General features: G+C 57.2%; 12 protein-coding genes. 3 read left to right on the top strand and 9 right to left on the bottom strand.

What is annotated here, in order from left to right; translation table 11 throughout:
- Positions 1–23 precede the first annotated feature (23 nt).
- The 6 genes from wecC to trxA all read right to left on the bottom strand — a co-directional run bounded on the left by wecC (position 24) and on the right by trxA (position 6,804).
- Entirely contained in the window at positions 24–1,283 is a 1,260-nt protein-coding gene (gene wecC / locus AC1V0D_RS19430) for a UDP-N-acetyl-D-mannosamine dehydrogenase (RefSeq protein ID WP_058958104.1), read from the bottom strand.
- Positions 1,280–2,410, bottom strand: coding sequence for a non-hydrolyzing UDP-N-acetylglucosamine 2-epimerase (gene wecB, locus AC1V0D_RS19425; protein WP_009088424.1), 1,131 nt, complete (start codon positions 2,408–2,410; stop codon positions 1,280–1,282). The genes wecC and wecB overlap by 4 nt, the downstream gene beginning before the upstream one ends.
- A gap of 10 nt (positions 2,411–2,420) precedes the next feature.
- Positions 2,421–3,470, bottom strand: a complete 1,050-nt coding sequence (gene wzzE / locus AC1V0D_RS19420) for an ECA polysaccharide chain length modulation protein (RefSeq protein WP_307743768.1) — start codon at positions 3,468–3,470, stop codon at positions 2,421–2,423.
- Between the two features lie 30 nt (positions 3,471–3,500).
- On the bottom strand, positions 3,501–4,580 hold the full coding sequence (gene wecA, locus AC1V0D_RS19415) for a UDP-N-acetylglucosamine--undecaprenyl-phosphate N-acetylglucosaminephosphotransferase (RefSeq protein ID WP_482907903.1): 1,080 nt from the start codon (positions 4,578–4,580) through the stop codon (positions 3,501–3,503).
- A gap of 280 nt (positions 4,581–4,860) precedes the next feature.
- A complete protein-coding gene (rho, locus tag AC1V0D_RS19410) occupies positions 4,861–6,120 on the bottom strand; it encodes a transcription termination factor Rho (RefSeq protein WP_003851960.1) in 1,260 nt (419 codons plus the stop codon).
- Between the two features lie 351 nt (positions 6,121–6,471).
- Positions 6,472–6,804 carry a thioredoxin TrxA gene (trxA, locus tag AC1V0D_RS19405; protein WP_003851963.1) on the bottom strand — a complete coding sequence of 111 codons (333 nt, stop codon included), beginning with the start codon at positions 6,802–6,804 and terminating at the stop codon, positions 6,472–6,474.
- 117 nt (positions 6,805–6,921) lie between these two features.
- Between trxA and rhlB the strand changes: the two genes are divergently transcribed.
- Together rhlB and gppA are read left to right on the top strand one after the other, a co-directional pair.
- A complete protein-coding gene (rhlB, locus tag AC1V0D_RS19400) occupies positions 6,922–8,214 on the top strand; it encodes an ATP-dependent RNA helicase RhlB (RefSeq protein WP_009088417.1) in 1,293 nt (430 codons plus the stop codon).
- Positions 8,215–8,220: 6 nt separating this feature from the next.
- The gene (gppA, locus tag AC1V0D_RS19395; RefSeq protein ID WP_046100947.1) at positions 8,221–9,705 is read left to right on the top strand and encodes a guanosine-5'-triphosphate,3'-diphosphate diphosphatase; all 1,485 of its coding nucleotides are present in this window, start codon (positions 8,221–8,223) and stop codon (positions 9,703–9,705) included.
- A 46-nt stretch (positions 9,706–9,751) separates the two neighbouring features.
- On the opposite strand, the gene rep is transcribed toward gppA, so the two are convergent.
- On the bottom strand, positions 9,752–11,773 hold the full coding sequence (gene rep, locus AC1V0D_RS19390) for a DNA helicase Rep (protein WP_046100946.1): 2,022 nt from the start codon (positions 11,771–11,773) through the stop codon (positions 9,752–9,754).
- Between the two features lie 75 nt (positions 11,774–11,848).
- Between rep and ppiC the strand changes: the two genes are divergently transcribed.
- Positions 11,849–12,130 (top strand): peptidylprolyl isomerase PpiC, encoded by a 282-nt coding sequence (gene ppiC / locus AC1V0D_RS19385; protein ID WP_009088412.1) that lies wholly within the window; start codon positions 11,849–11,851, stop codon positions 12,128–12,130.
- Here the strand turns inward: ppiC and AC1V0D_RS19380 are convergent, their stop codons facing one another.
- Positions 12,131–14,191 (bottom strand): AsmA family protein, encoded by a 2,061-nt coding sequence (locus AC1V0D_RS19380; RefSeq protein ID WP_058958108.1) that lies wholly within the window; start codon positions 14,189–14,191, stop codon positions 12,131–12,133.
- A gap of 63 nt (positions 14,192–14,254) precedes the next feature.
- Positions 14,255–15,028, bottom strand: a complete 774-nt coding sequence (pdeH, locus tag AC1V0D_RS19375; protein WP_058958109.1) for a cyclic-guanylate-specific phosphodiesterase — start codon at positions 15,026–15,028, stop codon at positions 14,255–14,257.

The following is a 15,028-nucleotide window of genomic DNA, read 5'->3' as shown; positions in this document are numbered from 1 at the left end:
AGTTATTTAAACGCTAAAACGCCTCATCGCCACACACCTTTGGTGTCGACAATCCATTGCTGCTGTACCTGAGCGGCATCGATGGCGCGGAAGGCGCGATGATCCACCAGCATCACTAGAATATCGGCCTGGGCCAGCGCCTGCTCGCCCGGGACCAGCTCAGCTTTGCCTGCCAGCGCGTCAGCGATCTGCGCAATGTGAGGCTCAACCACCCAGGTTGTGCCGCGGTGCCACTCCGCAATCTTCTGCGCCACGCCCACCGCCGGGCTTTCGCGCAGATCGTCAATATTGGGTTTAAAAGCCAGTCCGAAGCAGGCGATGGTGATATCGCTGGCGCGCTTGCCGGTCTGGGTCAGGCACTCCGCCAGCGCGGTTTTTACCTGGTCCAGCACCCACTGCGGCTTGGCATCATTGACCTCGCGCGCGGTGCGGATCAGACGGGCTAGTTCGGGATTCTGCGCCACGATGAACCAGGGATCGACGGCGATACAGTGTCCCCCGACGCCCGGCCCTGGCTGCAGAATGTTGACGCGCGGATGGCGATTCGCCAGCGCAATCAGCTCCCAGACGTTGATCCCCTGATCGGCGCAAATCAGCGACAGCTCATTGGCAAAGGCGATGTTCACATCGCGGAAGCTGTTCTCAGTCAGCTTGCACATCTCGGCGGTGCGGGCGTTGGTTTCCACACACTCGCCTTTCAGGAAAATGCGATACAGCTCGCTGGCGCGGGCGGAACAGGCGGGTGTCATGCCGCCGATGACCCTGTCATTATTGATCAGTTCGACCATCACCTGACCCGGCAGTACGCGCTCCGGGCAGTAGGCGACGAAGACATCGGGCGTCTCACCGTGCTGCGGAAAACGCAGATCGGGACGCGCCGCCGCCAGCCAGTCGGCCATCTGTTCCGTGCTGCCAACCGGCGACGTCGACTCCAGAATCACCAGGTCGCCCTTCTTCAGCACAGGAGCTATCGACTCTGCGGCGGCTTTCACAAAGCGCAGGTCGGGCTGATGGTCATCTTTGAACGGAGTCGGCACGGCAATAAGAAAGGCGTCCGCAGGCTCAGGCTGGGTGGTGGCACGCAGGTCGCCACGCGTGACGGCAGCATGTACCACCTGATCTAAATCGGGCTCCACGATGTGGATCGCGCCACGGTTGATGGTTTCCACGGCGCGCGCGTTGATATCCACGCCCACCACTTTTTTTCCCTTTGAGGCAAAAACGGCTGCCGTCGGCAGCCCAATGTATCCCAGTCCAATCACGGAGATGGTTTCAAAACTCATAATTCGGCTCGGTTATCTTTTAAGGCTTGTAAAATACGACCGCAGGCTTTGCCATCGCCATAAGGATTATGGGCATGGCTCATCGCCTGCCAGGCCTCATCGTCGCTCAGCAGTTCGCTCACGCTGGCCACGATAGTGGCGACATCAGTTCCTACCAGTTTCACGGTGCCGGCATCGACCGCTTCCGGCCGCTCGGTGGTGTCGCGCATCACCAGCACCGGTTTACCCAGCGACGGCGCCTCTTCCTGGATACCGCCGGAGTCGGTGAGGATTAACCAGGCGCGGTTCATCAGCCAGACAAAAGGCAGATACTCCTGCGGTTCGATCAGAATGATATTTTCAATGCCGCTGAGTATCCGGTTAACCGGTTCGCTAACATTGGGATTGAGGTGCACCGGATAGACAATCTGCGCTTCCGGATGCTGGCGGGCAATCTGAGCCAGCGCGCTGCAGATCCGTTCAAACCCGCCGCCAAAGCTTTCACGACGATGACCGGTGACCAGCACCAGTTTCTTCTCCGGATCAAGAAACGGATAGCGCGCGGCCAGCTGCGCATTCAGATTCGTGTCATCCAGCACCCGATCACGTACCCACAGCAGCGCGTCAATAACCGTATTGCCGGTCACGATAATGCGTGAGTCGGCGAGATTTTCCTGCAGCAGATTCTGTCGCGAGCGCGAGGTCGGGGTGAAATGCAGGCGGGCGAGATGGCCGGTCAGCTTACGGTTGCCCTCTTCCGGCCACGGCGACGCGAGATCGCCGGTGCGCAGCCCGGCTTCCACATGGCCAACCGGAATCTGATGATAAAAGGCGGCCAGACTCGCCGCCAGCGTGGTGGTCGTGTCGCCGTGCACCAGCACGATGTCGGGCCGGAAGTCGAGCAGAACGGTTTTCATGCCCTCCAGGATGCGACAGGTGATCTCCGTCAGCCCCTGCTCAGGCCGCATGATGTTGAGATCGTAGTCCGGCTGCAGTCTGAACAGACGCAGCACCTGATCGAGCATTTCGCGATGCTGGGCGGTAACGCACAGCCGTGATTCAAACGCGGGATCCTGCGCCAGCGCCTGAACCAGCGGGGCCATTTTTATCGCTTCGGGGCGAGTACCAAATACGGTCAGAACTTTCACACTGTTTCTCTCAATCATGCGTGTCTGACATCAGACGCGGACGACGTGCCAGCGCCACACCCGCGCCGGTTAATGCCCCAACGGCACCCCACATAATCATCATGAACAGACGTCGCGGGCTGTCACGTGATACCGGCTCTTCCGGCGTACGCAGATAACGGTAGGTCTGGAACTGGCTGTTCAGTCTGGGTCCGGTCTGCAGCGTGGCCAGCATCGCTCTGTTTTGATCATAGCTGATATCGAAGCTGGGACCGGTGGCACGCAGGGTTTCAAGCTGTCCCTGCAGCACGGGCTGGCCCAGCAGGAAGAGATCGCTGTCCGCCAGATTTTCACCCGCTTCGCGCGTCTGTTTCTCATTGATACCCTGCTGACTGGCGATCTTCAGCGCCTGCTCGAGACGGTGCTGCTGGCGCTGGAATACGGCGTTCGCCACATCTTCCTGACGTTTTACCTGCGCCTGCAACTGATCGGTGCGCGCCTGCCAGGCCCCTTTTAACTCATCATTCAGATGACGTGCGGCACGCTCGCTGGCGTAGGCAATATACTGACGCAGCAGGTTGTTGGCGTCGCCTGCGGTTTCCGCTTTGAGTCTGACGTTGTCCGGCAGGTTATGTGCCGCGTCCGCCGGGGTGAAGAGAATGTTGCCGATCATGTCGTCAAGTAGCGCGGCATCGTTGTGCGCGTTGCCGGTTTTACGACTCTTGTAGTAGTCGGTTTGCTGCCAGAACTCGCGACGCGTATCCCACGAGGCGAGCTGCATGACGAACTCCTGATAGACCTCATCCATCACCGTTGGCGAGGGCGCCGCCAGGGTTAACGCGTTGTTGCGCACATCCAGGTTGTTCAGAAACTGCTGCTGTGCATAGTAGGAGCCCAGCATATTCACCGTCGGACGATCGGTGATCGCCGTGGTGCTCCAGACCTGTTTCAGCAGCAGCGTCGCCAGCCAGGCGACCAGGGCAAACAGCAGGGCCAGCCCCACAATCCAGCGCTTGCCACGCCATAACCGGCAGCCTAAGCCGCGAAGATCCAGTTCGTTGTCCACAACGTCAGAAGGCATGGCAGAGATATCCTTTAATCAGCATCGGGTTCATTTATTTTTTGCTTCGCGATGATGGCTCAGACGGCGCTTGATGCGACGGATACGCCGCGCCACGCGCCATGCATGTTTCAGGCAGTAGCCATAAACCATGAACGCGCCCAGGAAAAGCAGCAGCATCACCCACTCAGGGATAAACGCCAGATACTCACCCAGCACCCCGATACCGGCGAGAATCGCGGCCGCCACGGTAATCAGCACAAAGGCCTGACGCGGGCTGAAGCCGGCGCGCATAATCAGATGGTGGATGTGCTGACGGTCAGCCGAGAACGGGCTCATGCCTTTGCGCAGACGGCGATACATGATCGCCACCATATCCATCAGGGGAATGGCGATGAGCCAGAGGGCGGTCACCGGCGTGATGGGGTGACTCAGACCCTGGGTGGTTTCCAGCAGAATCCAGATGATGGTGAAGCCGATCATGGTGCTGCCGGCGTCACCCATAAAGACTTTAAAGCGGCGGCCAAGAAAGCCCAGGTTGAGCAGAATATAGGGCAGCGTGGCGGCGATCATCGCAAAGCACCACATCGCCAGGCTGGTCTGCCCGTCGAAATAGAGGATGATGCCCATAGCGGCAAAGGTCACTGAGGAGAGGCCGCCCAGCAGACCGTCGATGCCATCCACCATATTAAAGGCGTTAATCGCGGCCCAGACGGCAAACAGCGTCAGCACATAGCCAAAGGGCCCCACGATCAGCTCGAACGGACCGACGATAAAGCCCAGACTCAGCAGATAGAGTTTAGCCCCCACCATCATGACGACCGCGACCAGCGCCTGAACCACCGCGCGGATTTTAACGCTGATATCAAAGCGATCGTCGAGCGCCCCGACCAGCACCAGCACACCGGCACAGCCCAGATAGAGCAGCGCGTGTGGCAGATAGTAGTTGGTAATCGCGAATGTGAAGCAGATCCCTGCGAACACGGAAATGCCGCCCACCAACGGAATCGCGCCATGATGGCGTTTACGTAAGTTAGGCTTATCAACTAAACCAATTTTTTTAGCTGCTTTTCGAGCAAAAAAGAGGAAAGCCAGTGAAAAGAGAAAAATTAAACCAAGCTCAGTACTCATAGTGAGTAAATTCACGTTAAACGCTCTCAGCTAACATCCCGCACAACAATACGCGAAAAAGCGCGTTTATCGCTGTGTCGGATTCCGAATTCTGCATCAAGAGACAGACGAACGGTCAAAAATTCGCCATCACTACCACAGTCATTATAAATGCTCCTGCCAGTGTTCAATCCTATAGCTCACAAATGAAAAACGCCACGTCGGGACGTGGCGTAAGGGCGATTTTCTGCGAATCTGGATTAAAAAAGCCGAATCAGTGGTCCGGCCTGGCCGTATCAGATTATGAACGCTTCATCATGTCGAAGAATTCATCGTTGGTTTTCGTCATCGCCAGTTTGTTGATGAGGAACTCCATTGCGTCGATTTCGCCCATCGGGTGAATGATCTTACGCAGGATCCACATCTTCTGCAGCTCTTCCTGAGAGGTAAGCAGCTCTTCTTTACGTGTACCGGAGCGGTTGTAGTCAATCGCCGGGAAGACACGTTTTTCAGCGATTTTACGGGCGAGATGCAGTTCCATGTTACCGGTACCTTTGAACTCTTCGTAAATCACTTCGTCCATCTTCGAACCGGTATCAACCAGCGCGGTGGCGATGATGGTCAGGCTGCCGCCCTCTTCCACGTTACGTGCAGCACCAAAGAAACGCTTTGGACGATGCAGGGCGTTGGCATCCACACCACCGGTCAGGACTTTACCTGACGCCGGCACCACGGTGTTATAAGCACGCGCCAGACGGGTGATGGAGTCGAGCAGGATGATGACATCTTTCTTGTGCTCAACCAGGCGCTTGGCTTTCTCGATGACCATTTCCGCAACCTGAACGTGGCGTGACGCCGGCTCATCGAAGGTTGAGGCAATGACTTCACCTTTGACCAGACGCTGCATCTCGGTCACTTCTTCCGGACGCTCATCGATCAGCAGGACCATCAGCACGCAGTCCGGGTAGTTATACGCCAGGCTCTGCGCGATGTTCTGCAGCAGCATGGTTTTACCGGCTTTCGGCGGTGCAACGATCAGACCACGCTGACCACGACCGATCGGTGACGCCAGATCCAGAACGCGGGCCGTTAAATCTTCCGTTGAACCATTACCCCGTTCCATACGCAGACGCTTGTTAGCGTGCAGCGGCGTAAGGTTTTCGAACAGAATCTTATTACGCGCGTTTTCCGGCTTGTCATAGTTAACTTCGTTAACTTTCAGCAGCGCAAAATAGCGTTCACCTTCTTTCGGTGGACGGATTTTGCCAGAGATGGTGTCACCAGTGCGGAGGTTGAAGCGGCGGATTTGGCTGGGGGAAACGTAGATATCATCAGGGCCGGCGAGGTAGGAGCTGTCTCCGGAACGGAGGAATCCAAATCCATCCTGAAGAATCTCCAGCACGCCATCACCGAAGATGTCTTCGCCGCTCTTCGCGTGCTGCTTCAGGATTGAAAAGATAATGTCCTGCTTGCGCATGCGAGCCTGATTTTCCAGCCCCATATTTTCGCCGAGAGTAATCAGCTCAGCAACCGGCGTATTCTTTAATTCGGTAAGATTCATAGTGATGGGTTCTTAAACTCGGGGTAATACTCGGAATGTTTGTCGTGAATGGTATGGCAACTAATCCATGCCGTTAATGGCTCTTTTCGGCTCTTCCCGACGATCATCGAATGGAATGGCGATCGGTATGCAGGGAGATGTCCGAATGTAATGCCAGAGTTGGAGCTAACCGTAAGATTGCTGAACCGTTCTATCTTTATAAGGTACAGGGCGAATGGGTTCAACAAGGGAAAACTTTAGATGCTAACTACAAGGTAAGTTCGTAATGCAGTGTGAGTAAATTAGCACGCCTGAAAGCGAACGTCCAGCAGCAGGAGATAAATTCACCACTGCCAGACATTCAGTCCTGCATTACGCCAGGTTGGCGTTCAGGAACTCTTTCAGCTGGCCTTTAGACAGCGCGCCCACTTTGGTCGCGGCGACTTCGCCATTTTTGAACAGCAGCAGCGTCGGGATACCACGAATGCCATACTTCGGTGCCGTGCCTGGGTTATCGTCAATATTCAGCTTAGCGATGGTCAGCTTGCCATCATACTCTTCTGCAACTTCATCAAGGATTGGCGCGATCATTTTGCAAGGACCACACCATTCAGCCCAGAAATCTACCAGTGTAACGCCGTCGGCTTTCAGCACGTCGGTGTCGAAACTGTCATCAGTCAGATGAACGATTTTATCGCTGCTCATGTTTTACTCCACAAGATTATGCCTGGCGAATTGGCGTAATATATACCAATGTTGGTTGACTTTATTTCATCGGATACGCTTTCGTAAAGCGATAGTAAGCTGATATTCTACCACACTATGAGCAAAACACACTTAACTGAACAGAAGTTTTCCGACTTCGCCCTGCACCCTAAAGTGGTTGAAGCCCTTGATAGTAAAGGCTTTCAATACTGCACGCCGATTCAGGCGTTAGCTCTGCCTTTTACGCTTTCAGGGCGTGATGTTGCAGGCCAGGCGCAAACCGGTACCGGCAAAACGATGGCGTTTCTGACGTCAACGTTTCATCATCTTCTCTCTTATCCTGCGGCGGAAGGTCGTCAGGTTAATCAGCCACGGGCACTTATTCTTGCGCCAACGCGTGAACTTGCTGTGCAGATTCATGCAGATGCCGAACCCCTTACCGCCTCAACCGGCCTGAAACTGGGTCTCGCCTATGGCGGAGACGGTTATGATAAACAGCTGAAAGTGCTGGAGCAGGGCGTAGATATTCTGGTGGCCACCACCGGTCGCCTGATCGACTACGCGAAGCAGAATCACGTTAACCTCGGTGCCATCCAGGTCATGGTGCTGGACGAAGCCGATCGCATGTTCGATCTCGGCTTTATTAAAGATATTCGCTGGCTGTTCCGCCGTATGCCGCCTGCCACGCAGCGCCTGAGCATGCTCTTCTCAGCAACGCTCTCTTATCGCGTTCGTGAACTGGCGTTCGAGCACATGAACAGCGCGGAATATGTGGAAGTGGAACCGGAGCAGAAAACCGGCCATCGCATCCAGGAAGAGCTTTTCTATCCGTCTAACGAAGAGAAAATGCGCCTGCTGCAGACCCTGCTGGAAGAAGAGTGGCCGGATCGCGCCATTGTCTTCGCAAACACCAAGCACCGCTGTGAAGATATCTGGGGCCACCTGGCCGCTGATGGTCACCGCGTTGGCCTGCTGACCGGCGATGTGGCACAGAAGAAGCGCCTGCGCATTCTTGATGACTTCACCAAAGGGGACGTGGATATTCTGGTCGCGACTGACGTTGCTGCCCGTGGTCTGCACATCCCGGCGGTCACCCACGTCTTTAACTACGATCTGCCTGATGACTGTGAAGATTACGTTCACCGCATTGGCCGTACCGGTCGTGCAGGTGCCAGCGGACACTCTATCAGCCTGGCCTGTGAAGAGTACGCGCTGAATCTGCCGTCGATTGAAGAGTACATTGGTCACAGCATACCGGTCAGTAAGTACAGCAGCGAAGCCCTGTTAACCGATTTACCGCCGCCTAAGCGTCTGCAGCGCAGCCGTTCCGGCAATGGCCCACGCCGTGGAGGCAATAACGCTAATCGTCGCGGTGCGCCACGCAACAACAACCGTAAACGTTCAGGTTAGGCCACCATGCTCAGCGCGTCGTCACTTTATGCAGCGATTGATTTAGGGTCTAACAGCTTTCATATGTTGGTGGTGCGCGAGGTCTCTGGCAGTATTCAGACCGTGGCAAAAATCAAGCGCAAGGTTCGCCTTGCCGCCGGTCTGGATGCCAGTAATCAGTTGTCAGCCGAAGCCATGGCGCGTGGCTGGCAATGCCTCCGGCTCTTCTCTGAGCAACTGCAGGATATTCCCCCCGATCAGATTCGCGTGGTGGCGACCGCCACGCTGCGTCTGGCCGCGAATGCGCAGACCTTCCTCGATACCGCCCAGCAGATTCTTGGCTGCACCATTAACGTCATCAGCGGTGAAGAAGAGGCGCGCCTGATTTATCAGGGCGTGGCTCACACCACGGGCGGCTCCGACCAGCGTCTGGTGGTGGATATCGGTGGCGGCAGTACCGAGCTGGCAACCGGCGATGGTTCGCACGCGTCGGTGTTGTTCAGTCTGTCGATGGGCTGTGTCACCTGGCTGGAGCGCTTCTTCAGCGATCGTCATCTGGCAAAAGAGAATTTTGACCAGGCGGAGCAGGCTGCCCGTGAGATGATCCAGCCTGTCGCCGCGCAGCTGCGTCAGCAGGGCTGGCAGGCCTGTGTCGGTGCGTCCGGCACGGTGCAGGCGCTGCAGGAGATTATGGTGGCGCAGGGCATGGATGAGCGCATCACGCTGAGCAAGCTGCAGCAGCTTAAGCAGCGCGCAATCCAGTGCGGCAAACTGGAAGAGCTTGAAATCGAAGGGCTGACACTGGAACGGGCGCTGGTGTTTCCCAGCGGTCTGTCGATCCTGATCGCCATTTTCCAGACGCTCAATATCGATAGCATGACCCTGGCGGGCGGCGCGCTGCGTGAAGGGCTGGTCTACGGCATGCTGCATCTGCCCGTTGACCGCGATATCCGCACCCGCACGCTTCACAACGTCCAGCGCCGGTTCAGCATTGATGTTGAACAGGCGGATCGTGTGCGTCAGCTGGCGGAGAGCTTCTTCCGTCAGGTTTCCACCTCGTGGAAGCTGGATCAGCGCTGTCGTGAGCTGCTGCTCAGCGCCTGTGCGATCCACGAAATCGGCCTCAGCGTCGACTTCCGGCATGCGCCACAGCATGCGGCTTACCTGGTGCGTCATCTGGATCTGCCTGGCTTCACACCGGCCCAGAAGAAGCTGCTGGCCTGCCTGCTACAAAACCAGAGCGGCAGCATCGATCTGGCGCTGCTGACCCAGCAAAACGCCCTGCCGCCGCGTCTGGCGGAACGGATGTGCCGTCTGCTGCGGCTGGCGATTATTTTCTCAACCCGCCGCCGCGATGACACCCTGCCAGCGGTACGACTCCAGGCAGACGATGATGCCCTGCATCTGACCCTGCCCGCTGGCTGGCTGGAAGCGCATCCGCTGCGCAGCGAGCTGCTGGAGCAGGAGAGCCACTATCAGTCCTATGTTCACTGGTTGTTAACCCTGTCGTAATACCTGCGTCTGAGGCGAATCGCCTTCGCCTCTCCGCCCGACGCGCTTACCCTTTTCTGGCTTTATCCAGCATCGCCCGCAGACCGGCAACCCGGCTCTGCCCGGTTTTCATCCGCTCCTCGGCACTGACCACTTTGCGCTCCGTCTCCCACTGCAGATCGTCCTGCGGCAGCTCCAGCAGAAAACGGCTCGGTTCCGGTCGCACCAGCTCGCCATATTGCCGCCGTTCACGGCAGAGGGTAAAGGTCAGCTCTTTCTGTGCCCGCGTGATGCCGACGTAGGCCAGACGACGCTCCTCTTCGATATTGTTCTCATCGATGCTGCTCTGGTGCGGCAACAGCCCCTCTTCCATGCCCACCAGGAACACATAGGGGAACTCCAGCCCTTTGGAGGCGTGCAGCGTCATCAGCTGCACCTGATCCAGCTCTTCATCGCTTTCACCGCGCTCCATCATGTCGCGCAGGGTAAAGCGCGTGACCACCTGGGCCAGCGTCATCGGCTCGTCGATATCGCTGCCCTCCAGCATTTCGGTCATCCACTGAAACAGCGTGTTGACGTTCTTCATCCGCATTTCTGCGGCTTTCGGACTGCCGGAGGTTTCGAACAGCCAGCTTTCGTAATCGATGCCGCGAATCAGATCGCGGACCGCGTTGACCGGCTCGCGTTCGGTCAGCTGGATGATCTCATTCAGCCAGTGGGTAAAGCGCTGCAGATGCTCCAGGCCACGTCCGCTGAGCGTCTGACCCAGCCCGACATCAAAACTGGCATGAAACAGGCTCTTGCTGCGCAGATTCGCCCATTCACCGAGCTTCTGCAGCGTCGCCGGACCAATCTCGCGACGCGGTGTGTTGACGATGCGCAGGAACGCACTGTCATCCTCAGGGTTAGTCAGCACGCGCAGATAGGCGAGCAGATCTTTAATCTCCGGCCGTGAGAAGAACGAGGTGCCGCCAGAGATGCGATAGGGAATGCGGTTCTGCATCAGAAACTTTTCAAAGGTGCGTGACTGATGGTTACCACGGTAGAGGATCGCGTAATCTTTGTACTGCGTTTTGTTGATAAAGTGATGCGCAATCAGTTCGCCGGTGACCCGCTCCGCTTCATGCTCTTCGCTGTTGGCGGTCACCACTTTGAGTTCGCTGCCCTGCCCCAGCTCGGAGAAGAGCCGCTTTTCAAACACGTGCGGATTGTTGGCAATCAGGATGTTCGCCGCTTTCAGGATGCGCTGCGAGGAGCGGTAGTTCTGCTCCAGCTTCACCACCTCCAGTGCCGGAAAGTCCTGACTCAGCAGCACCAGATTCTGAGGCCGCGCGCCGCGCCAGGAGTAGATCGACTGGTCATCATCACCCACCACCGTGAAGCGCGCCCGCGCGCCAACCAGCAGTTTAACCAGCTCATACTGGCTGGTGTTGGTATCCTGGTACTCATCCACCAGCAGATAGCGGATACGCTGCTGCCAGCGTTCGCGCACCTCCTGATTACGCTGCAGCAGCAGCGTCGGCAGCAGGATCAAATCGTCAAAATCGAGGACGTTGCACGATTTGAGATGCTGACTGTAGAGGCCATAGCAGTGGGCAAAAATATTCTCCTGCTGTGAACGCGCCTGCGCGGCCGCGCCCTGCGGATCGATCAGGTCATTTTTCCAGTTTGAGATGGTGGAGATGAGCTGCTGCAACAGCGTCTTATCCTCCTCCAGCCACTCTCTGGTCAGCTCTTTCAGCAGGGCGAGCTGATCCTGATCGTCGAACAGCGAGAAGTTAGACTTCATGCCCAGCGCCGCCGTTTCACGCTTGATGATCTCCAGGCCCAGCGTGTGGAAGGTAGAGATCAGCAGCCCGCGCGCCTCTTTGCGACCCAGCGTCTGCGCCACACGCTCTTTCATTTCGCGCGAGGCTTTATTGGTGAAGGTCACCGCAGCGATGTGTCGCGCCTGATAGCCGCACTCACGAATCAGATGGGCGATTTTATTGGTAATTACGCGGGTTTTGCCCGATCCCGCGCCCGCCAGTACCAGACAGGGACCGGTAACAAATTCGACGGCACGTTGTTGGCTGGGGTTTAAACGCATAGAAGAAATCGCCTGATTGAATCAAAAGAAAGGGGTTTATACTGGGCGGCAATTATACACAACCGAGATACCAACATGGCGAAAACCGCGGCGGCTTTACACATCCTGGTCAAAGAGGAAGCGCTGGCAAAAGAGATTCTGGCGAAACTGGCGAAGGGCGGCAATTTCCAGCAGCTGGCGAAGAAGCATTCGACCTGTCCTTCCGGCCGTAAGGGAGGCGATCTGGGCGAGTTTCGGCAGGGGCAGATGGTACCGGCCTTTGATAAAGCGGTCTTTACCTGCCCGCTGCTGACGCCTTACGGGCCGGTAAAGACCGGCTTTGGTTATCACATTATCAAAGTGCTCTACCGCAACTAGTTACTTCTTCTGCTTCATCTGCTGCAGAACGTTGCTGCACTGGTTGTCTTCGTTGTCGCTGGGGGAGATCAGTGCCAGCAGCGCCGCTGCCGGTCCCACGACCGCACCCAGCGCTACAGCGGCGGCCCCACGGGCCAGCAGTGGCCCCGCTTTCACGCCCGCATCCGGATTCTTAAAGGTGCCGCGCACGTAGAGCGGGGAACGCAGCGTGACGATGCGAACACCTTTACTCTCCGGATTGATCGACAGGTCCAGTCGCTCACTGGCGAAGTTGGCGTTCCCTGACACATTGATAATCGCGTTCTCGGTATCAAACACAAACAGGTTCGGCGTCGCCAGACCGTTCTGCAGTCTGATATCGGTGGCCGCGCAGTTGATGCGAACCTGATCGTCGCCAAAGAGTTTGCCGACCACGTAGTTACCCACGTTAAGTCCGGCGATCTCCATCAGATTGCGGCTGATCAGCCCGTCATTCATCAGCAGCTTGAGCTGACCGTTGCTGGTCGCCAGCAGGTCGGCGACCGAGTTGCCGGTGCCGGTAAAGCTGGCATCACCGTTGAGCTGACCCAGGCTGTTCTTCATCGCCTGCACATCCGGGAACAGCTGACGCAAACGCAGCTTGCGTGCATGCAGGTCAACCCGGCCACGCATCGGTGAGCGATCGCCCTCCAGCCGGATAGTGCTGTTGAGATTGCCGCCCGCGATACCAAAGCGCAGCGGGTCCAGCAGCAGATCGCCGTTTTTGAGCTGTAAGTGGGTATAGAGATCGCTCAGTGGCAGTGAGTTGCTGTGTTCGATACGTTTGCCGCTGAACTTCACGTCGGCATCCATCACATCCCAGCTTTTGGTTTCAAACCTGTCGTGCGGCAGCACACGGTCAGCAGGCTGATTCGATTTCTCACCGCGCCGGGCTTTGGCCTGGGCGGTCTTCTCACTCCCTTTGCCGGAGTTCACACCAATCAGCGGCCCCAGATCGGCCATGCGCAGTTGCTCAGAGGTGAGTTCCCCGGTGAGGGTGGGACGCGGTTTGCCCTGCGTGTAGATCAGCGAGCCATGAATATCACTGTCGCCGATATGACCGTTAAATTTCTCATAGCGGTAGACCGCGCCCTTTTCCCAGCTGAATTTCGCGATCAGATGGCCGTCCGTTTCATAAGGCGGGGTATCAGGCAGCAGAACGCCGGTCAGGCCATAGAGGTTCGCCAGCGTATCGCCGGAGAAACGCAGACGCACATTCAGTCCGCCCAGGTTCATCGGGTCCTGCACGCCCCCGGTTACCTGAACCCGCGTGGTGCCGTTTCGCACATCGGCCTGCACCGGGAAAGGGGTGTTCTGGCTGCGCAGCGAGAGCATGCCGCCAATCCTGCCTTCACCGCTGAGCTTTTCATTTTTGTAGGTGCCACTGGCCTGCCAGCCAAAGACGAAGTCTCCCGCGCCCTTCTGCTGATCGTCACCGCCGGCAATCTGCGCATAGGGCACCGGTTTGCCCAGCGGATTCACCTGTACCGTGACATCGGCGCGGTTAACCGCATCGCGATAGCGGATTTGCCCCTGATCAAACAGGATATTATCCAGCCGGAAGGACCAGGCCGAAGGCGCGCTGTCCTTGTCATCCTTGTCACTACTGGCGAGATCGAACGTCCAGTTATTCTTTTTATCCGCCGTCTGAATCAGGCGCGCATCGGGTCGCTGCAGCTTAATCCACGGGATGAAAAGCTCTTTGTGCAGCAGCGACAGCGGTGCCAGCGTCGCGTCGGCCCGTTGCAGATGGACCATGGTGACATCAGGAATGCCGGGCGGGTTACCCAGCATGATATCTTCGGCGTGTATCTGCGGCCACGGCACCCAGCGCCGCCAGCCCGACTCGTCGCGATGGCGCACCCAGTCGATCCCCAGATCCCCGCGGATGGCAAAAGGACGATTGAGTTCGGTTGAGACTTTCTGATTGATGGTGGGCTTCAGGCGGTTCCAGTCAAATGTCGCGATCACCACAATAATCACCACAATCAACAACACCAGAATGCCTGCAACCCAACTGACGATTTTCCCGGTACGCGACATGTCGCTTTCTCCTTGCTCTTTCACGGCCTGCGTTAAAGATAGTCGAGACGGCGGGCAACGGCATCAGGGAAGCTGGAGAGTCAGATGATTCAGTTCAGAAAATGGGACAGGCCGCGAAAAGTAGTAGCCCTGAGCCGCGATGGCCGGGGAACCCCTGACCTGCTGCCACTGCTCTTCCGTTTCCACGCCCTCGACAATCACGCCGTTGCAGTAGCGATTGATGAGCGCCAGCAGCATCGAAAAGAGGCTGCGCCCTTCATCAGAACTGCCCAGCAGAATAAACAGGTCGCGCGACAGCTTGATGTAGTCATATTTCAGTTCGGTCAGCGCGGAGAAATTGGCCATGCCAGAGCCAAAATCATCCAGCCACAGCGGGCCCAGTTCCGGGATCTTAGCGACTCTCTCCGCCTGTGGCAGCGCATGATGCTCTGTCAGCTCAAAGCGGATCCAGGGCAGGCGGGCGATCAGGCGACGAATGGCGGGCCGGTGCTGAATGGAGAGCAGCGAGGGGCCATCGATGTTGACCGACGCGACCACACCGTTGCGCTCGAAGAAGGCGGACCACTGCGTCAGCAGTTCCAGCTGCTCATAGATCACATTGAGGCGCTGGGCGATATCGAGCCCGGCAAACCAGGCCTCGGGTGACAGATTCCGTTCCGGCTGGGCAGGATGAGAAACGGCGGTCAGCAGTTCAATGGCGAGTAACCGACCGGTTACCCGATAGATAGGCTGGAACCGATAGCGCCGCTGGCACTGTTGCCAGAAGAGCGGGGTTTCCGTTTGATAATCAGGGTCAATTGAAGACGGCAGCCATTGACTAATACTCTCCATCACCAT

Source organism: Pantoea sp. PA1 (assembly GCF_056856975.1).
This window is presented reverse-complemented; position numbering and strand designations above follow the sequence as displayed.

Coding starts and splice junctions, on each gene's coding strand:
- wecC (WP_058958104.1), bottom strand. CDS start 1,283: ATGAGTTTTGAAACCATCTCCGTGATTGGACTGGGATACATTGGGCTG.
- wzzE (WP_307743768.1), bottom strand. CDS start 3,470: ATGCCTTCTGACGTTGTGGACAACGAACTGGATCTTCGCGGCTTAGGC.
- wecA (WP_482907903.1), bottom strand. CDS start 4,580: ATGAGTACTGAGCTTGGTTTAATTTTTCTCTTTTCACTGGCTTTCCTC.
- rho (WP_003851960.1), bottom strand. CDS start 6,120: ATGAATCTTACCGAATTAAAGAATACGCCGGTTGCTGAGCTGATTACT.
- trxA (WP_003851963.1), bottom strand. CDS start 6,804: ATGAGCAGCGATAAAATCGTTCATCTGACTGATGACAGTTTCGACACC.
- rhlB (WP_009088417.1), top strand. CDS start 6,922: ATGAGCAAAACACACTTAACTGAACAGAAGTTTTCCGACTTCGCCCTG.
- gppA (WP_046100947.1), top strand. CDS start 8,221: ATGCTCAGCGCGTCGTCACTTTATGCAGCGATTGATTTAGGGTCTAAC.
- rep (WP_046100946.1), bottom strand. CDS start 11,773: ATGCGTTTAAACCCCAGCCAACAACGTGCCGTCGAATTTGTTACCGGT.
- ppiC (WP_009088412.1), top strand. CDS start 11,849: ATGGCGAAAACCGCGGCGGCTTTACACATCCTGGTCAAAGAGGAAGCG.
- AC1V0D_RS19380 (WP_058958108.1), bottom strand. CDS start 14,191: ATGTCGCGTACCGGGAAAATCGTCAGTTGGGTTGCAGGCATTCTGGTG.
- pdeH (WP_058958109.1), bottom strand. CDS start 15,028: ATGGTGATGGAGAGTATTAGTCAATGGCTGCCGTCTTCAATTGACCCT.